The organism is Tatumella sp. UCD-D_suzukii (assembly GCF_000611875.2).
Lineage (GTDB): Bacteria > Pseudomonadota > Gammaproteobacteria > Enterobacterales > Enterobacteriaceae > Tatumella > Tatumella ptyseos.
In genome coordinates this window covers 245,296-261,195 of the sequence record NZ_JFJX01000049.1, presented here as the reverse complement: position 1 = coordinate 261,195, position 15,900 = coordinate 245,296, and the positions used below count along the sequence as shown (strand labels likewise).

13 protein-coding genes are annotated in these 15,900 nt (G+C 40.0%); all 13 read left to right on the top strand.

Annotated features, from left to right (window positions below; genetic code table 11):
- The first annotated feature begins 9 nt into the window (after positions 1-9).
- The 13 genes from CG67_RS09390 to manX all read left to right on the top strand — a co-directional run bounded on the left by CG67_RS09390 (position 10) and on the right by manX (position 15,900).
- On the top strand, positions 10-2,175 hold the full coding sequence (locus tag CG67_RS09390; RefSeq protein ID WP_025902693.1) for a polysaccharide biosynthesis tyrosine autokinase: 2,166 nt from the start codon (positions 10-12) through the stop codon (positions 2,173-2,175).
- A 120-nt stretch (positions 2,176-2,295) separates the two neighbouring features.
- Positions 2,296-3,726: an undecaprenyl-phosphate galactose phosphotransferase WbaP gene (wbaP, locus tag CG67_RS09385; protein WP_025902692.1), complete on the top strand. Its 1,431-nt coding sequence runs from the start codon at positions 2,296-2,298 to the stop codon at positions 3,724-3,726.
- A gap of 13 nt (positions 3,727-3,739) precedes the next feature.
- Positions 3,740-4,975 (top strand): EpsG family protein, encoded by a 1,236-nt coding sequence (locus tag CG67_RS09380; RefSeq protein ID WP_025902691.1) that lies wholly within the window; start codon positions 3,740-3,742, stop codon positions 4,973-4,975.
- Positions 4,959-5,879, top strand: coding sequence for a capsular polysaccharide synthesis protein (locus CG67_RS09375; RefSeq protein ID WP_025902690.1), 921 nt, complete (start codon positions 4,959-4,961; stop codon positions 5,877-5,879). The genes CG67_RS09380 and CG67_RS09375 overlap by 17 nt, the downstream gene beginning before the upstream one ends.
- A 10-nt stretch (positions 5,880-5,889) precedes the next feature.
- The gene (locus CG67_RS09370; RefSeq protein ID WP_074011185.1) at positions 5,890-6,852 is read left to right on the top strand and encodes a glycosyltransferase family 2 protein; all 963 of its coding nucleotides are present in this window, start codon (positions 5,890-5,892) and stop codon (positions 6,850-6,852) included.
- A gap of 106 nt (positions 6,853-6,958) precedes the next feature.
- Positions 6,959-8,014, top strand: a complete 1,056-nt coding sequence (locus CG67_RS09365; protein ID WP_025902688.1) for a glycosyltransferase family 4 protein — start codon at positions 6,959-6,961, stop codon at positions 8,012-8,014.
- Entirely contained in the window at positions 7,998-8,810 is an 813-nt protein-coding gene (locus CG67_RS09360) for a glycosyltransferase (protein WP_025902687.1), read from the top strand. Before CG67_RS09365 ends, CG67_RS09360 begins: the two co-directional genes overlap by 17 nt.
- Positions 8,811-8,842: 32 nt before the next feature.
- Positions 8,843-10,147, top strand: coding sequence for a polysaccharide biosynthesis C-terminal domain-containing protein (locus CG67_RS09355; protein ID WP_025902686.1), 1,305 nt, complete (start codon positions 8,843-8,845; stop codon positions 10,145-10,147).
- 386 nt (positions 10,148-10,533) lie between these two features.
- Positions 10,534-11,415, top strand: coding sequence for a beta-1,6-N-acetylglucosaminyltransferase (locus tag CG67_RS09350; RefSeq protein WP_025902685.1), 882 nt, complete (start codon positions 10,534-10,536; stop codon positions 11,413-11,415).
- Positions 11,416-12,360: 945 nt separating this feature from the next.
- Entirely contained in the window at positions 12,361-12,726 is a 366-nt protein-coding gene (locus tag CG67_RS09345) for a tlde1 domain-containing protein (protein ID WP_025902684.1), read from the top strand.
- Positions 12,723-13,157, top strand: coding sequence for a hypothetical protein (locus CG67_RS09340; protein ID WP_025902683.1), 435 nt, complete (start codon positions 12,723-12,725; stop codon positions 13,155-13,157). Before CG67_RS09345 ends, CG67_RS09340 begins: the two co-directional genes overlap by 4 nt.
- Before the next feature lie 233 nt (positions 13,158-13,390).
- Positions 13,391-14,566, top strand: coding sequence for a mannose-6-phosphate isomerase, class I (gene manA / locus CG67_RS09335; protein ID WP_025902682.1), 1,176 nt, complete (start codon positions 13,391-13,393; stop codon positions 14,564-14,566).
- A gap of 368 nt (positions 14,567-14,934) precedes the next feature.
- Positions 14,935-15,900 (top strand): PTS mannose transporter subunit IIAB, encoded by a 966-nt coding sequence (manX, locus tag CG67_RS09330; protein WP_025902681.1) that lies wholly within the window; start codon positions 14,935-14,937, stop codon positions 15,898-15,900.

The following is a 15,900-nucleotide window of genomic DNA, read 5'->3' as shown; positions in this document are numbered from 1 at the left end:
AGTAAATGCATGTCTCCTTCTTTAACAAATAAGCCGGCTTCGCCGGACAGCGATGAAATCGATCTGGGTCGCCTGATAGGTGAGCTGATTGACCACCGTAAACTGATTATCAGTATTACCGCACTGTTTACTGTGCTGGCCATTCTTTATGCATTATTTGCCACACCGGTCTACCAGGCTAACGCCTTGATTCAGGTCGAGCAAAAGCAGGGTAATTCACTGATTAATAGTCTGAGCCAGATGTTACCTGACAGCCAGCCGGAATCAGCCCCCGAAGTCATTTTGCTAGGATCACGAATGATCCTGGGTAAAACTGTCGATGATCTGAATTTACAGGCTCAGGTAGAACAGAAGTATTTCCCTGTAATAGGGCGTGGCTGGGCAAGATTGACCGGTCATCAACCAGGAAGTGTTTCTGTTGGAAGAATTTATGTCGCTCCACAGGCTGGAAAAGTACCCACTCTGACACTGACGGCAGAAGAAAACGGTAATTATCGATTAACCGGTGGTGGTTATCATCTGCAGGGCCATATTGGTCAGTTACTGGAAGCTGAGGGGTTGTCATTGCTGATTAGCGACCTTCAGGCAGTGCCGGGTACCGAATTTACTGTTAACTATATTAGCTGGCTGGAGGCTATTAATAACCTGAAACAATCTTTTTCTGCGGTTGACCAGGGGAAAGATACCGGGATGCTAAACCTGACCTTGGCAGGGAGTGATCCGAAACAAGTCCAAAAAATATTGCAAAGTATTAGTGATAATTATCTGGCACAGAATATTGATTTGCAGGCAGCACAGGACAGTAAAAGTCTGGAATTTCTGAATCAGCAATTACCGCAGGTACGAGCTCAGCTGGATAATGCTGAAGATAAACTGAGTGCTTACCGCAAGCGAAGCGATTCTGTCGATTTAAATATGCAGACGCAATCTGCATTAAACCAGATTGTTAATGTTGATAATCAGCTGAATGAACTGACTTTCCGTGAAGCAGAAATATCTCAGCTATACACTAAAGATCATCCAACCTACAAAGCCTTGTTAGAAAAAAGAGCGACATTGGAAAAAGAAAAGGCCCGCTTAAGTCAGCAAGTATCCAAAATGCCGGCAGCACAACAGCAAGTGTTGCAATTAAGCAGGGATGTTGAATCTGGCCGTGCAGTTTATATGCAATTGCTGAACCGTCAGCAGGAGCTAAATATCGCCAAAAACAGTGCTATCGGTAATGTGCGTATTGTAGATGATGCAGTGACTCAGCCTAAACCCGTTAAACCACAGAAAATGTTGACTGTAATTATCGGGATTGTTCTGGGAGCATTAATTTCTGTCGGGCTGGTGTTATTACGGGTATTTCTGCGTCGTGGGATTGAATCACCGGAACAGCTGGAAGAGCTGGGGATTAATGTTTACGCCAGTGTCCCGGTCTCTGAGTGGATGGCACGTCAAAATCCTAAACGTTCTCTGAAGGTAAAAGGTAAGAAACAGGAAAATACCAGTTTCCTGTCAGTGGATAACCCGGCCGACCTGGCTATCGAAGCGATACGTAGCCTGCGTACCAGCCTGCACTTTGCCATGATGGAGGCCGGTAATAATGTTCTGATGATTTCCGGTGCCAGCCCGAACGCCGGTAAAACCTTTGTTACCACCAACCTGGCAGCTGTGATCGCCCAAAGCGGTCAGAGGGTACTGTTTATCGATGCGGATATGCGTAAGGGTTATGCCCATCAGATTTTCAACCACGGTACAGAGCATGGGCTGTCGGATATTCTTTCCGGTAAATCCACGGTACAGCAGGGGATTAAACCGGTAGCGGCGGCAGGGTTTGATTTTATCTCCCGTGGTGCTAACCCGCCAAACCCGGCAGAGCTGCTGATGCATTCACGTTTTCAGCAACTGATTGAGTGGGCGAGTCAGAATTACGATCTGGTACTGGTGGATACCCCGCCAATCCTGGCGGTAACGGATGCCGCAATTATCGGCCGTTATGCCGGCACCACCCTGCTGGTGGCCCGTTTCGAGCAGAACACCGCAAAAGAGATGGAAGTCAGTGTCAGACGCTTTGAACAAAGCGGGATAGAAATTAAGGGCTGTATTCTGAACGGTGTTATCAAAAAGGCCAGCAGCTATTACGGCTATGGCTATAGCCATTATGGCTATTCCTACGACGATAAAAAGTAGTAAAAACGGCCCGCTCTGCGGGCTGTTTCTTATATAAGAGAACCTATTCTTATCTTTTAGCTAAGTTCTTTACCCCGCCCCTTTTATCACCCCCGGTTACGGGATACTGGTGAGGAAACCATGACGCGCGTAACACGTAATTTTTGGGTCAGTGTCATGCTGATCCTGTCAGATTTTATAGGCTTTACTCTGGCGATATATGTTGCCAAGGGAATACTGCAACTTACCCTGAGCCATTTTCCGCAACGAATTCCGGAAGGCCCTACCGAAGGCTGGATTAATCTGCACTGGGGACTGGCGATATGCTGTATTGGCTGGTTTGCCTTTCGTCTGCGTCATTATTTTTATCGTAAAACCTTCTGGTTTGAACTGAAAGAGATCCTGCGTACCCTGATTATTTTTGCAATTTTTGAAATTGCGATTGTTGCCTTTGCAAAATGGTATTTTTCACGTTATCTGTGGGTATTGACCTGGATACTGATCCTGATTATGGTGCCGGCATTACGGATGCTGACCAAAAAACTGCTGAACAGAGCCGGGCTCTGGCAGCGGGATACTATGATTATCGGTAGCGGCAAAAATGCTATTGATGCCTGGCAGGCTATATCGAGTGAGACTAATCTGGGGCTGCGGGTGACCGCGTTTATTAACAGCGACCCGGGCCTGACTGAAAAGAATGAACTGCATGGGATACCTCTGCTACACCATAAAAGTGACTGGCTGGGCGATGTGGTAGATAAACGAATGCAGTTTATTGTTGCCGTCGAAAACCATCAAAGTAAGTTACGAAATACCTGGCTGCGTGATCTTATGATTAAAGGCTACCGCTATGTCTCGGTGATCCCGACCCTGCGGGGTATGCCGCTGGACAGTACGGATATGTCTTTTATCTTTAGCCACGAAGTAATGATCTTCCGTGTGCATCAGAACCTGGCAAAATGGTCCTCCCGTTTTGTGAAGCGTGCTTTTGATATCACTGCATCGCTGGCGATTATTGTGCTGTTATCACCATTACTGCTTTATATCCGCAGTAAAGTAAAAAAAGATGGTGGTCCGGCTATTTACGGCCATGAACGCATCGGGAAGCACGGTAAACCGTTTAAATGTTTGAAGTTCCGTTCGATGGCCGTTAACTCGAAAGAATTGCTGGAACAGCTATTGGCTACCGATCCTGAGGCCAAAGCAGAGTGGAACGCGACCTTTAAGCTGAAAAATGACCCCCGTATCACGCGTATCGGCGATGTATTACGCCGTACCAGTATGGATGAGTTACCTCAGTTGTTTAATGTACTGAAAGGTGAAATGAGTCTGGTCGGGCCGCGACCGATTATTCAGGCAGAGCTGGAACGCTATCATGACCAGGTCGATTACTACCTGATGAGTAAGCCAGGTATGACCGGGCTCTGGCAGGTGAGCGGCCGCAGTGATGTCGATTATGAAACCCGGGTCTATTTTGATGCCTGGTATGTAAAAAACTGGTCAATGTGGAATGATATTGTGATTCTATTCAAAACAATATCAGTAGTTTTGGGAAAAGACGGAGCATATTGAACCGAGCCATGCTATGACAATAAATATCAAGATTCTCAGATCATTTATATTACTTATGTTATGCCCTATCTTAGGCTTCTTAGGTGTAATTCTAAATTTCACCCGTAAGAACCAGGGGTTTAGTATAGCATTGATATCATTGTTTTCCGGGATAATAGTAACAATGATTCCTCCATACGAAGATCTCTCCCGACGCTTTTATGAGACTTATAATATTTATGGAGATACTACAACCTTAAGCGAAGCAATTCAGGGACATGTCGATGTTATATATTATGTATTGACCCTTCTCATTAAAAAAGCAGGACTACCATTTTATTATGTATCAGTCATTGTAGTTACTAGTTCGGTCTTTAATCATCTGACTGCACTAAAGATGGCTGTTAATAAAAACTACGATGCTACCGATAGTAAACTTAAATATTATTATATATTTTATCTTTCATTTGTTAATATCATTGTTATTGCACTAGGTTTAAGAATGGGGTGGGGCGTCTCATTTGTTATACTGGGGGTGTCATCTTATTTTTTTGCAAGTAAAAATAACATGTTAAGATCAATGATATTATTGATTATTGCATGTCTAGTTCATTTTGCGATGATATTTTCCTTTATGATATTAGTGGCATCTTTTTTTATTAAAATACAAAAAAAACACGTACCTCTGTTAGTCGTTGCATCAATAATGTCAGGTAAGTTGATAGTTCCATATATCCTGGGTAACTTCAGTCTTGGCGGTATAAGCCAGTATGCTATAAATGGATACGTGGATAATGACTCGTTTGCTGATGCGAGTACAAACCTGCATGAAAATATGGTTAGCTATTATAATTATATGTTAGCTGCAGTACTTCTTATTTTTTCATTTACCCATGAAAATGAAAGTACACGAAAATACAACAGCTTTGTATCTCTTTATATAAGTGGTTGTTTTCTTTTTTCGTCCTTTTATATCGCATTTAATCGGTACTTCATAGAGTTGGGTGTTTATTTCTACCTGATATCTTTTCTCCTTTCCAAAAGGAAATCACTTGAAAAATACATGTTGTTTGTTTTTGTTTTCTCATTGCTAAATTTATCACTTTCAACAATTTATCTGCAGCGAAGACCGATTATGTTAGGTGAAATGTGGAAGTCATTAGTAACGCCCCCTGTATTTTATCTGAACAGAAGTGAAGAAGATTTCGAGAGTAAGTTGAAATATATAAATTCCGATGGTGACTGGATTGGACATGAATTGGGGAAATAAAGTAATGATGATTAAATTTGCGAAAGGCCTGAGGAAAATATCCTTTCTTTTTATTCGTAATGTACACTTAAGGGAAAAAATAAACAGTCTGTTACATAGAATTATACAGTCTAAAGTATCGGCGATTCTCAAAAATAAAAAATTCGAGTTTGTAACAGAAAAGAAGATCCTTAGTCAGAATATCAAGCATGTTTGGGTATTATGGTTACAGGGAGAAGAACATGCACCGCCACTGGTTAAGGCATGTATTGCCTCAATTAAACGACATGTCCCTGAGGACTATACCGTTACTGTAATCAGTGAAAGTAATATCAGCGAATACATAACATTGCCAGAGCATATTTTAACAAAGTATGCGTCAGGTGAGATTACAAGAACACATTTTAGCGATATCCTGAGATGGGCATTGCTCGCCGTTTATGGCGGATTATGGATGGATTCCACCATATATCTGACGAAAACATTATCCTTAGAAAATCCGAATGGCTTCCTTACCCTGAAAACACCTGCCGAGGAAGATGCTAAATATATTTCTAAGGGACGGTGGAGTATATTTTTTATTGGTGTGCCGGAAGGTTATGCTCCTGCCAAAGAAATGATGAATAGGCTATATCGTTATTGGATAACAGAAAACAAGCTTGTTGATTATTTTTTGGTCGATTATATTTTGGATGGTATCGTTAGTTCAAATTCAGAATTACGCCGTGATATTGAAAATAATAAAAACTTCACAAACAATATGTACTTTTTGCAGGACAATGTTGAGAGTGATATGACTCCCTTACTCTCAGATAAAATTCATGCCATTAATCCTGGTGTTTTCAAGATGAATTACAAATTTAATTTCGCAAAAAATTTATCATCAGAAAGCGTACTTAGTCTCATTTTAGCTGAAGAAATATAAGTATATAACCATGATATCGATTATAGTTACAGTATATAATCTTGAAAAATATATTTCAGATTGTCTTGAAAGTATCAGGAAACAAACTCACACTAATTTCGAAGTTATCATCATGAATGATGGTTCAACTGATAACTCAGAAAAAATAATCAATGAATTCATTCGTAGTGATGAAAGGTTTAAACTATTTAACACTGAAAACAAGGGTGTCTCAGAAGCAAGAAACAGGGCGCTAGAACTATCTTCCGGGGAGTATATCATATTTGTTGATGGTGATGATATGATCACAGAAGATTGCCTGTCGACATGCATGAGATCTATCGGGGACAATGATATTATAGTGTTCAACTATAAAAAACTCGATGATGCGGATGTTGCCAGTAATACAAGATATAATGCAAGCAGCCTGAAAAATCGAAGCATAGATACTCTCTGCATTGAGGCAATAGAGCTTGAGCCTAATCCCTGGGGTAAGTTTTATAAAAGTAGTATATTTATGAATATAAAATACCCTAAGGGATTATTATATGAAGATTATGCTATTTTTTATAAATTATTTAAAGGGAGAAAAGTCGATTTCATAGATGATGAATTTTATGTATATCGCATCAGAAATGGCTCAATTATGCGAAGTTTCGACAGACGTCGTATTGATGATAAGAAAATTATTCTTGCGAAGCTATATAATGATTTGCGAGACCAAGAAGCTGGGGAGATAAAAAAGGCTTATATCAATTCTTATCTATTCCATTTTGTCTTTGTTACGTTTAATGTAATATGTAATAGTAGTAAGGCCCCCTTACTGGATGGTAAGGCTTTGAAAAGCGCTATAAATAAAGAATATTTCACTTGTGCCAATATTTTATCCTCCGGCTCATTAAATTCAACCGCTAAAATTTTTCTGGTTTTAATTAAATTCTCAGTTCCGATATCCTTAATGGCGAAAAAATTATTCTCCTGGGTGAAAAAATAACTGTTAAATTGCATCTCTCGACTGATAAAATAATTATATTTTTTTTCAGTTAACTGGAACAGTTGGTCATATTTTAAAAGCTAAAGAAAAATAACTTTGAGGTATTATGGGTATTTCATTTGTAATTGATGGGGTCTCTAACAGTGGCGGAACTGATAGGGTTTTATCTATGCTGTCAAATACGTTCTCATCCAGGGGACATAAAGTTATAGTTCACTCATTATCTGATGGAGAAGCTTACTATAAACTGAATGATGATGTTGCTCTAAAAAGTTATGGTTCTTTAAGCAGGCTTATGGCCATAAAAAAAATCATTGAAAATGAGAAAAGGACTGGTAACAAAATAATCGTAATATCGATGGGCAAACTTTCTGTTCAATATATTATATTGTCCAGGCTTTTATTCGCAAAGAATGAAATTATATGTTCTGATCATGTTGGGATAAAATCTTTCCCTAAGCACATCAAGTTTCTTAAATTATCTTGCTATTCTCTTTATGATCGAATAGTAACACTGACTGAAAGCGATAGTCGTTATATCGCCAGCACACCTTTTATAAAAAAAAGTAAAGTGACATCAATAAAAAACATGTCTCCTTACCCTGCTTTAGAAGCATCAAAGCTGTCATCTCCCCTTCAGAAAAAATTAGCTATTGCTGTAGGGCGTTTATCCCATCAAAAAAATTTCCTTCGTCTTCTAAAAATCTGGAGTAAAAGTCAAACTGATGACTGGCGGTTATTGATTCTTGGTGATGGTGATGAACGTTCAACGTTAGAATCATTTATCATGAACAACAACATAACCAATGTTGAACTCTGCCATGCAACAAAGAATATTCAGGATTATTACCGCAAGGCAGCATGCTTATTGATGACCTCCAGATATGAAGGGTTACCAATGGTTTTAATTGAAGCCAAGAGCTTTGGGCTTCCTGTAATTGCTTTTGATTGTCCTTCTGGTCCATCAGAGCTGATTAATGGTGATGGGTATTTAATAGACTATAATGATGATGAATCTTATATTAAGCATTTGAATCTGTTAATGTCCGACGAGAATATTAAAAAAAATCTTTCCTGCAAAGCCCTGATAAATTCAGAAGATTTTAGTGAAAGTAAAATTTACTCTTCATGGTGTGATGTATTAAATGATGAAAAAAAATAAATTCTCCGTATTGATGTCTCTCTACCATAAAGAAACTGCAAATAATCTTATCCAGTGCCTCGATAGTTTGGTATATCAGACACTAAAAGCAGATGAGGTTGTTCTGGTTTTGGATGGACCTATACCGGAAGAACTAAGGGATGTTTTCCAAAAGTATATAACGGTACTGAATATAAAAATAGTTCCCATTGAAAATAATGTTGGTTTAGGACGAGCTTTAAACCTGGGAATTGAAAATTGTTCATATGATATTATCGCAAGGATGGATACTGATGATATTTGTCTTCCTGACAGGTTTGCACGTCAGATCGATGAGTTCATTAAAGATCCAACGCTAGTGATGGTTGGTAGTGGAATAATTGAGTTTGATGAGAATAATGAAGAAAGGTTAAAGGTACTTCCTCTGGATTATCCTTCTATTAGAAAATTTTCAGAGAAAAAAAATCCCTTCAATCATATGAGTGTTATGTTCAGGAAAGAGGATATCATCCGTTCGGGTAGCTATATTCATCATTACTATATGGAGGATTATAATCTCTGGCTAAGGCTGATTTCAGAAAATAAAAATATTATGAACCTCGAGGATATTCTGGTTAAGGCTCGAGTAGACAGTAGTACGATGCTCAAAAGACGAGGTCTGAAGTATATAAATAGTGAAATTCAACTTTATAAATTAAAACGCGAACTAAGGATTTCCAAAGGTCCTAAGGCCCTGCTTTATTTTATTATGCGTGTAATACCGAGGTTACTGCCAGTCAGTCTACTTAAGATATTATATTCGTTAGATCGCCACTAGCTGCCCTCGTATTTACAGGTTATATTATTAATATGAAATTTATGCGAAACAGGATTATATCAAATACAATCTGGCTTCTCTCAGAAAGAATTATTTCTATTGCTGGTTTATTCCTGGTGACTTCTGCAGTTGCCAAATATATCGGCCCAGCCAACTTTGGTAAGGTTAACACGGCAATCCTATATTTCTCAGTCCTTCAGGCATTTGTATTCTGGGGGAGTGACACTATCGGTGTGAAATTAATTTCTAAATTCCCAATGAATGGGGTTAATTTCCTGAGGTCATTTGCTTTATTCAAAGTTATTTCTTTTTTCCTTACCAGTGTTCTAGTAATCTTATACTTTTATTTCGAATATGACAGGCTAACTTTTATCTTCTCGCTAGCCGTGGGGATATCAACTTTCTTTGTTATAATTGATTATTTTAATACTTTCAATGAAGCAACTTTAAGATCTCATATAAATGTCATTGCTAACGTCATTGGTCTTTCTATTTCTTTTGGAATCCGTTATATTATAGTTGAGATGAAGTTATCCCCGGAATACCTCTCTATTCCAATTGTTGCCCAAGGTTTAATTCCTTTCGTTATCCGTTTTTGTATTTTTAAAAAAAATAATAAAAATTATACTTTTTTTTATAAGCCGAAGTTTACGCTTATAAAATATGGTATTTCTTCTGGCTTTGGTCTGGTTATATCGACAGTGTCGGTTATGGTATATTTGAATGTTGGTCGGGTTCTCTTATCAAAATTCGATTCTATGTTCGCTCTGGGAATTTATTCAGTAGCTATCGCATTAGGTACCTCATGGAGCTTTGTGAATAGTGCTATCATCGCGTCTCTTACTCCTATGCTGTATGGATCAAAGAAAGAAACTAGCTATGAGATAGCTTCTTTCCTGTCCATGATTTTAATTCTCGTTGGTGGTAGTTACTTCATTTTGTTTTTGGTTTTAGGTAAATATGTCATTACTCATCTTTATGGTGAAGTATATAGTCAGGTTTATTCTATATCTTTAATACTAATACCTGTAACTATACTTTCCTCATTAGGAGTTGTTGCCGCTAGATATATTATTTCTCAAGGGGGTTATAAATTCGAGGCAAAGAAATCATTGATTACAGCAATCTTCACTATATTCATATCGTGGCTTTTGATAATGAAGCATGGGATTTATGGTGCAGCCTGGGGTGCATTATTATGCGAAATGTTATCACTTACTGTTATTAATTATTTTTATAATAAAGCTGAGATATTTACAATTCATCTGAATATTTTCAATATCCCAAAAAATATCGCGGTATTAAAGAGTGCTTTAAAAACCCAATCATTAAAATAAAGCTAAATAGTTTAAACCCTGCTTGTGAATATTTGTGGTGTTTTTTAAAATAAGATTATAATGCAATAGTTAACACTGCGAATTAATTATATCTTTTTTGCTTTTTAGTAAAGGAAGGTTTTTCATTCCTAATTCTATGCCTTTGTTTTCTTCATGTGTTATTTTTAAATAATATATATGCTATTTGATCTATCTAATATTATGCACAGGTTTTATATCTTGGTGGTTCGACTCATATTCGAACATAAATGTGATTTACAAAGCCTTTTTAACCTCTAGCTTTTTCCTTTGAGTTAATCTAGATGGTTGATTGTTCACGATAAAAGCTATTTAATTGGATTTTTTATTTGTGTTTTTAAAAAACTTCTTTTAAAAGAGGTCAGTTAATGATGTTTTTTTATGCAATAATTTGTCATGAGGTCACCCAGCCTTTAATATATACAGTTAAAGAGTTATCAAGTTGCAAATCTAACTTTATTATTATTCATGTCGATAAAAAGTCTGATATAGAAGATTTTATTTTTTTACAGTCAGATAATGTTCTCCTATTTAAGGACAGGGTTGATATCGTTTGGGGGACATCGAGTCAGATCGATGTTACTCATAAAATTTTAAGATATTCACTCAATTTCGATTTCGATTATTTTTTCCTCCTTTCAGGAAATGATATTCCTCTGAAAACTCAGGGGAAGTTCCAGGATTTCATCAATGTTAATTCTGGTAGTGAATTTTTTGAGTTTCAGGGGGAGGGCGATAATTATGTCAACCCTTCGCATAGAGTTAAGTACATTTATCCTTCCTGGTACTTCAAAAGAAACAAAAATTTAGCTGATAAATTGCTGGCTAAACTATATAAGTTTGTAAGACCCTTGTTCTTAAGAAATAAAGTGTACTATAAAAATTTCAATGAATTCCCTGAGTTGTATAAAGGAAGTAATTGGTTTGGTATGTCTAATCGCGCAGTAAAATACACAATTGATTATATTGAAAGAAACCCCTGGTACTATGAATCTTTTATTCACTCTTACTGTTGCGATGAGGTTTTCTTTCACTCTATTATTAAAACCTGGCCGGATGCTGTTTTTTTTGAAAGTAGTGAAATAAGATCCAATTCATTAAGATATATAGATTGGGATACCGGACCAGAATTTCCCAGAGTTTTAACAATGGAGGATGTGGGAAAGGTACTTGACAGCGGATGTTTTTTTGCAAGGAAACTTCCTAACTCAATAAGTGATAGCGACATAGCACTATATAGAAAAAAATAGTTCAATATCCGAAAGGAAAATAATATTTTCACAGTTCTAATATGAAATATCTTGTCTTTACACTTTCTTCATTGCATTTAAAATTTCATATTGATTTAATGTTAAAAAATTAATTAATGATATTTTGGTTCAATGGTCAGTTGTATCTTATGATGTTAATTTATTCCTCTTTATTGAGTAATTCATAGGGTTTCATCTTATCGAAGACTCCTGGTATATTCTACCGGAGTCTTTTTTAATTATGATATATTCCTCGGTAATTTTACTTTTACTGTTAGTGTTCAATTAATTTCAATCTTTTTGGTATCGGTAGGGCGGGGCCAGATTTCAAACTCCCGTTTATCATTAAATTATTGGCGGTAAGTAATATTATAGGTGGTCATAGGTGCGAATATTTTTAACTTTCAATCAGACGGTATCTCCTTCATTTTGGATCGAAGTCCGTTCCCTCTGCCTGCAGACCTTCACGATAAGTACTGCTAATTGATTATTAAATCTTATCACAGTGATTTTAGCATCTCCTCTTTTTCTATCCCATCACTCATCCACCTCTTAATTATATTAGTAAGAGATGCCTGTGTGTCTACGTAAGCCCAACTAATTATTAACTTCAAATAATACTCAGCTTTAGTCAACTTCCTCACCCGTAATTGTGTTTATCCTTCCCTGAACCTCAACTTTTCTTGTTTACCCTTTTTCATAGTTCCAGTTCGTTCAGAAAATTATCAATAAGACAGACTTAATCTGAATTAGAAATTCTCTGATTTACTGATATAAGCTGTGATCCTGCTCTTAAATCCGGCTTCAGCACTTTGCCCCTTCTCCTTCCAGTCAGCATACTGCCTCTGAAGTTTCCCCAACCGTGAGCTTTCCTTCTTCCTGTACTGTGCTCTCCGTGAAATCATGCAGGGGTTTTATCTTCATTTACTGCTATCTGGAGTTGTTATGACATGGACGTATCAGGTGAGAACCCGCAGGTTTTATCATGACGGTATTTATCGGTTTTCTGCTTTGTATGCCGGAGCGCCGGGTTATAAGGATGATCCACAATATCAATGCGTTGTTAACAAAGGGCCTCTCCCTGCGGGCAAATACCGGATTACCGCACCGGTTAACTCTTCAACGACAGGTTATTATTCTCTGCCGCTGATACCGGATGCCGCTAACAGCATGTGTGGCCGCAGTGCATTTATGATCCACGGTGATAGCCGGAGGGACCCCGGTACAGCATCTCAGGGATGTATTGTTATGCGTCCCGGGGATCGCAGAGCTATCTGGCTGAGTCATGACCATGAGTTAATCGTTCTATGAAAATCTATCCTTTGATTCTTGCTTTGTTTATTGGTAATGCCTGCGCAGACAGCACACCTTGTGCTGTACCGGGGGCTGCACCGGAAATTATGCTGAAAGACCAAATCGAAAAAGACACAGGATTGGTCACCCGAAAATTTCCTGTTCCAGTGGTGGAGGTGTTATCTGCCGTCCCGGCAGGGGATTTACTGGCGGGCCAGTTAGCGGATGCGTCTTATGCGGCAGCCAGTAAGCTCCCGGGGGGGAGCATTCTTACCCGTGATGATTATTTCCGTATCTTTACAGAGGCGCATCCCGTGCTGGAGACGGTTCGTTATACCTACCATTTTCCGGATAACAAAACGAATATTTATATTGCAGCTTCGCTAATTAATGATAATGAATGCTCGGTGGGATCCGCAGGGTATATCACTCAGCAAAGAGAATTCTGATCTCAGTCACTATTATTAATTTTATTTAAATGACTTTTGGTTTTTGTGATTTGATTATCGTTTTATTATTGATTGTTCGTTATGTCTCTTTTTATGGTTCTTTTTCCGATATTACCGGAAGTTTAATTTGCGCCTGATCTCAATTTTAATATCTTTCGCCAGAAAGAGCGGTTTTTTCGGGAGTGACCAGGTTACGTTCTGTTGCTGATAATTTCAGAAACAGAGATCAGCCCATGTGGAAACTTATCAACCCGATACAGCATTATGACTGGGGTAGTAAAACAGCCCTCACTGATTTATATGGCATCAGCAACCCGCAACATCAGCCAATGGCTGAACTCTGGATGGGGGCTCACCCGGCGGCCAGCTCCGGGGTGATCATTGACGGTCGGCAGCAAAGCCTGCAGGCGCTTATTACGTCCGACAGCCGCGGGATGCTTGGACCGCAGATTTCAGCACGCTTCGGTCGCCTGCCTTATCTCTTTAAAGTCCTCTGTGCTGAAAGCGCTCTCTCCGTTCAGGTGCATCCTGATAAGCGTTCAGCTGAACTGGGGTTCGCCCGGGAAAACAGGGCCGGTATACCGCCGGACTCCCCGCTACGTAATTATAAAGACGATAATCATAAACCGGAGCTGCTGTATGCACTGACCCCGTTTCTGGCGATGAACGGTTTTCGTGAGCTCAGTGAAATCACGGAATTATTCAGTCCTCTTACCGCTGTCCACCCACAGATTGCCGCTTTTGTCCGGCAACCGGATCGGGCTTCCCTGCAACAGCTCTTTACCCGGCTGTTACGTTTGCAGGGTGAAGAGAAACGTCAGGCACTGCAGCAGCTGGATGAGTGCTGTCAGCGGCAACAGGGGCCAGCCCGGGACGCGGTACAAACACTCCGTCAGCATTATCCCGATGACGCGGGGCGTTTTATGCCGCTGCTGTTAAATGTGGTCACGCTGGCGCCGGGGGAGGCGATGTTTCTGCATACCCGTACGCCGCATGCTTACCTTTCCGGTTGCGGACTGGAAATTATGGCTAACTCCGACAACGTATTACGGGCTGGTCTTACCGCTAAGCATATGGATATCGATGAATTAGTCGCCTCGGTGAATTTCAGCAGTCGTCCGGCCTGTTCTTTACTGACTCCGCCAGAGTTGTTGCCCAGAGAGCAGGTTTTCCCGGTGCCGGTCAGTGATTTCTGTTTCTCTGTCGCAGAATTAACTGCATCACCCCGTCCGCTTCGCTGGCAGGGGCCGAGGATATTTTTCTGCCTGCAGGGGGAAGCCTGCTGTTCCTCGGCAGGGCAAACTCTGAGCTTAGCTCCCGGGGGATCACTATTTATTCCGGCATCAGAGCATGATGTTTTACTCAGCGGGCAGGGGAAGATTGCGGTGGCTTATACCTCATCCACTTAGCCTTAGGCGGTAAAAATGTACGCAGGAAAAATGACTCAGGAGGATTAAATTTATTTAATAAATTAATGAATCATTCTGATAGAAATAATTTAACGAAAGTCACAACGCTACATAACTAAAACACTTATTCTGTAAATTACTGTGACGCAGCGAAGGTTTTCATTCCTATACTTTATTTTCAATAATGTTTTTTTTGTGTGTTGAGTGAATTAATTCCCTCCATTTACCGTGTGTCATCACATATTTTATTTTTTTCAGGGAATAAAATAACTCCGTTCTGAATACGCTTCCCTGATATCTGTAGGGTTCTGAACATAACAATGGCAGATACAGGACTTTTGAGATGTAGTGCATACGGGAGGTAGCAAGTGACTATTGCTATTGTCATTGGTACTCACGGCTGGGCTGCTGAACAGCTGCTGAAAACCACAGAAATGCTATTAGGTGAACAGGATAACGTCGGCTGGATTGATTTTGTGCCTGGCGAAAATGCTGACACATTAATTGAAAAGTATAACGCGCGTTTAAACACGTTGAATACCGAAAAAGGAGTGCTTTTCCTTGTCGATACCTGGGGGGGAAGTCCGTTTAATGCAGCCAGCCGGATAGTGGTCGATAAAGAGAATTACGAAGTGGTGGCCGGGGTCAATGTACCGATGCTGGTCGAAACGTTTATGACCCGTGATGATAACCCGACGCTGGATGCGCTGGTAGCGGTTGCTCTGGAAACGGGCAGGGAAGGGGTGAGGGCGCTGAAATACAGCGCAGAGACGGCCCCGGTGACGAAACCTGTGGTTAACGCCGCTGCCGATATTCCTGTAAAGCCCATGTCCGATAGCGATTACATGAACATCGCTCTTGCCCGTATTGATGACCGGTTAATCCATGGTCAGGTCGCGACCCGCTGGACCAAAGAAACGAATGTCTCGCGCATTATTGTCGTCAGTGACGAAGTGGCGGCTGATGAGGTACGTAAGACGTTGCTGACTCAGGTCGCGCCTCCGGGAGTGACTGCCCATGTGGTGGATGTCGCAAAAATGGTCCGTGTTTATAACAATCCAAAATATGCCGGACAGCGTGTCATGCTGCTGTTTACCAACCCGGCGGATGTTGAACGTCTGGCGGAAGCCGGCGTAAAAATTACCTCGGTTAACATAGGGGGGATGGCATTCCGGCAGGGGAAAACCCAGGTGAACAATGCCGTATCGGTGGATCAGCAGGATATTGATGCCTTTAAAAAGCTGAATGCCCGTGGCATTGAGCTGGAAGTGCGGAAGGTCTCCAGCGATCAGAAGCTTAAAATGATGGCTCTCATTGGCAAAGTCGCACAGTAA

Bases quoted from the DNA above. Each gene is read 5' to 3' on its own strand.
- CG67_RS09390 (WP_025902693.1), top strand. From the start codon at position 10: ATGTCTCCTTCTTTAACAAATAAGCCGGCTTCGCCGGACAGCGATGAA.
- wbaP (WP_025902692.1), top strand. From the start codon at position 2,296: ATGACGCGCGTAACACGTAATTTTTGGGTCAGTGTCATGCTGATCCTG.
- CG67_RS09380 (WP_025902691.1), top strand. From the start codon at position 3,740: ATGACAATAAATATCAAGATTCTCAGATCATTTATATTACTTATGTTA.
- CG67_RS09375 (WP_025902690.1), top strand. From the start codon at position 4,959: ATGAATTGGGGAAATAAAGTAATGATGATTAAATTTGCGAAAGGCCTG.
- CG67_RS09370 (WP_074011185.1), top strand. From the start codon at position 5,890: ATGATATCGATTATAGTTACAGTATATAATCTTGAAAAATATATTTCA.
- CG67_RS09365 (WP_025902688.1), top strand. From the start codon at position 6,959: ATGGGTATTTCATTTGTAATTGATGGGGTCTCTAACAGTGGCGGAACT.
- CG67_RS09360 (WP_025902687.1), top strand. From the start codon at position 7,998: ATGATGAAAAAAAATAAATTCTCCGTATTGATGTCTCTCTACCATAAA.
- CG67_RS09355 (WP_025902686.1), top strand. From the start codon at position 8,843: ATGAAATTTATGCGAAACAGGATTATATCAAATACAATCTGGCTTCTC.
- CG67_RS09350 (WP_025902685.1), top strand. From the start codon at position 10,534: ATGATGTTTTTTTATGCAATAATTTGTCATGAGGTCACCCAGCCTTTA.
- CG67_RS09345 (WP_025902684.1), top strand. From the start codon at position 12,361: ATGACATGGACGTATCAGGTGAGAACCCGCAGGTTTTATCATGACGGT.
- CG67_RS09340 (WP_025902683.1), top strand. From the start codon at position 12,723: ATGAAAATCTATCCTTTGATTCTTGCTTTGTTTATTGGTAATGCCTGC.
- manA (WP_025902682.1), top strand. From the start codon at position 13,391: ATGTGGAAACTTATCAACCCGATACAGCATTATGACTGGGGTAGTAAA.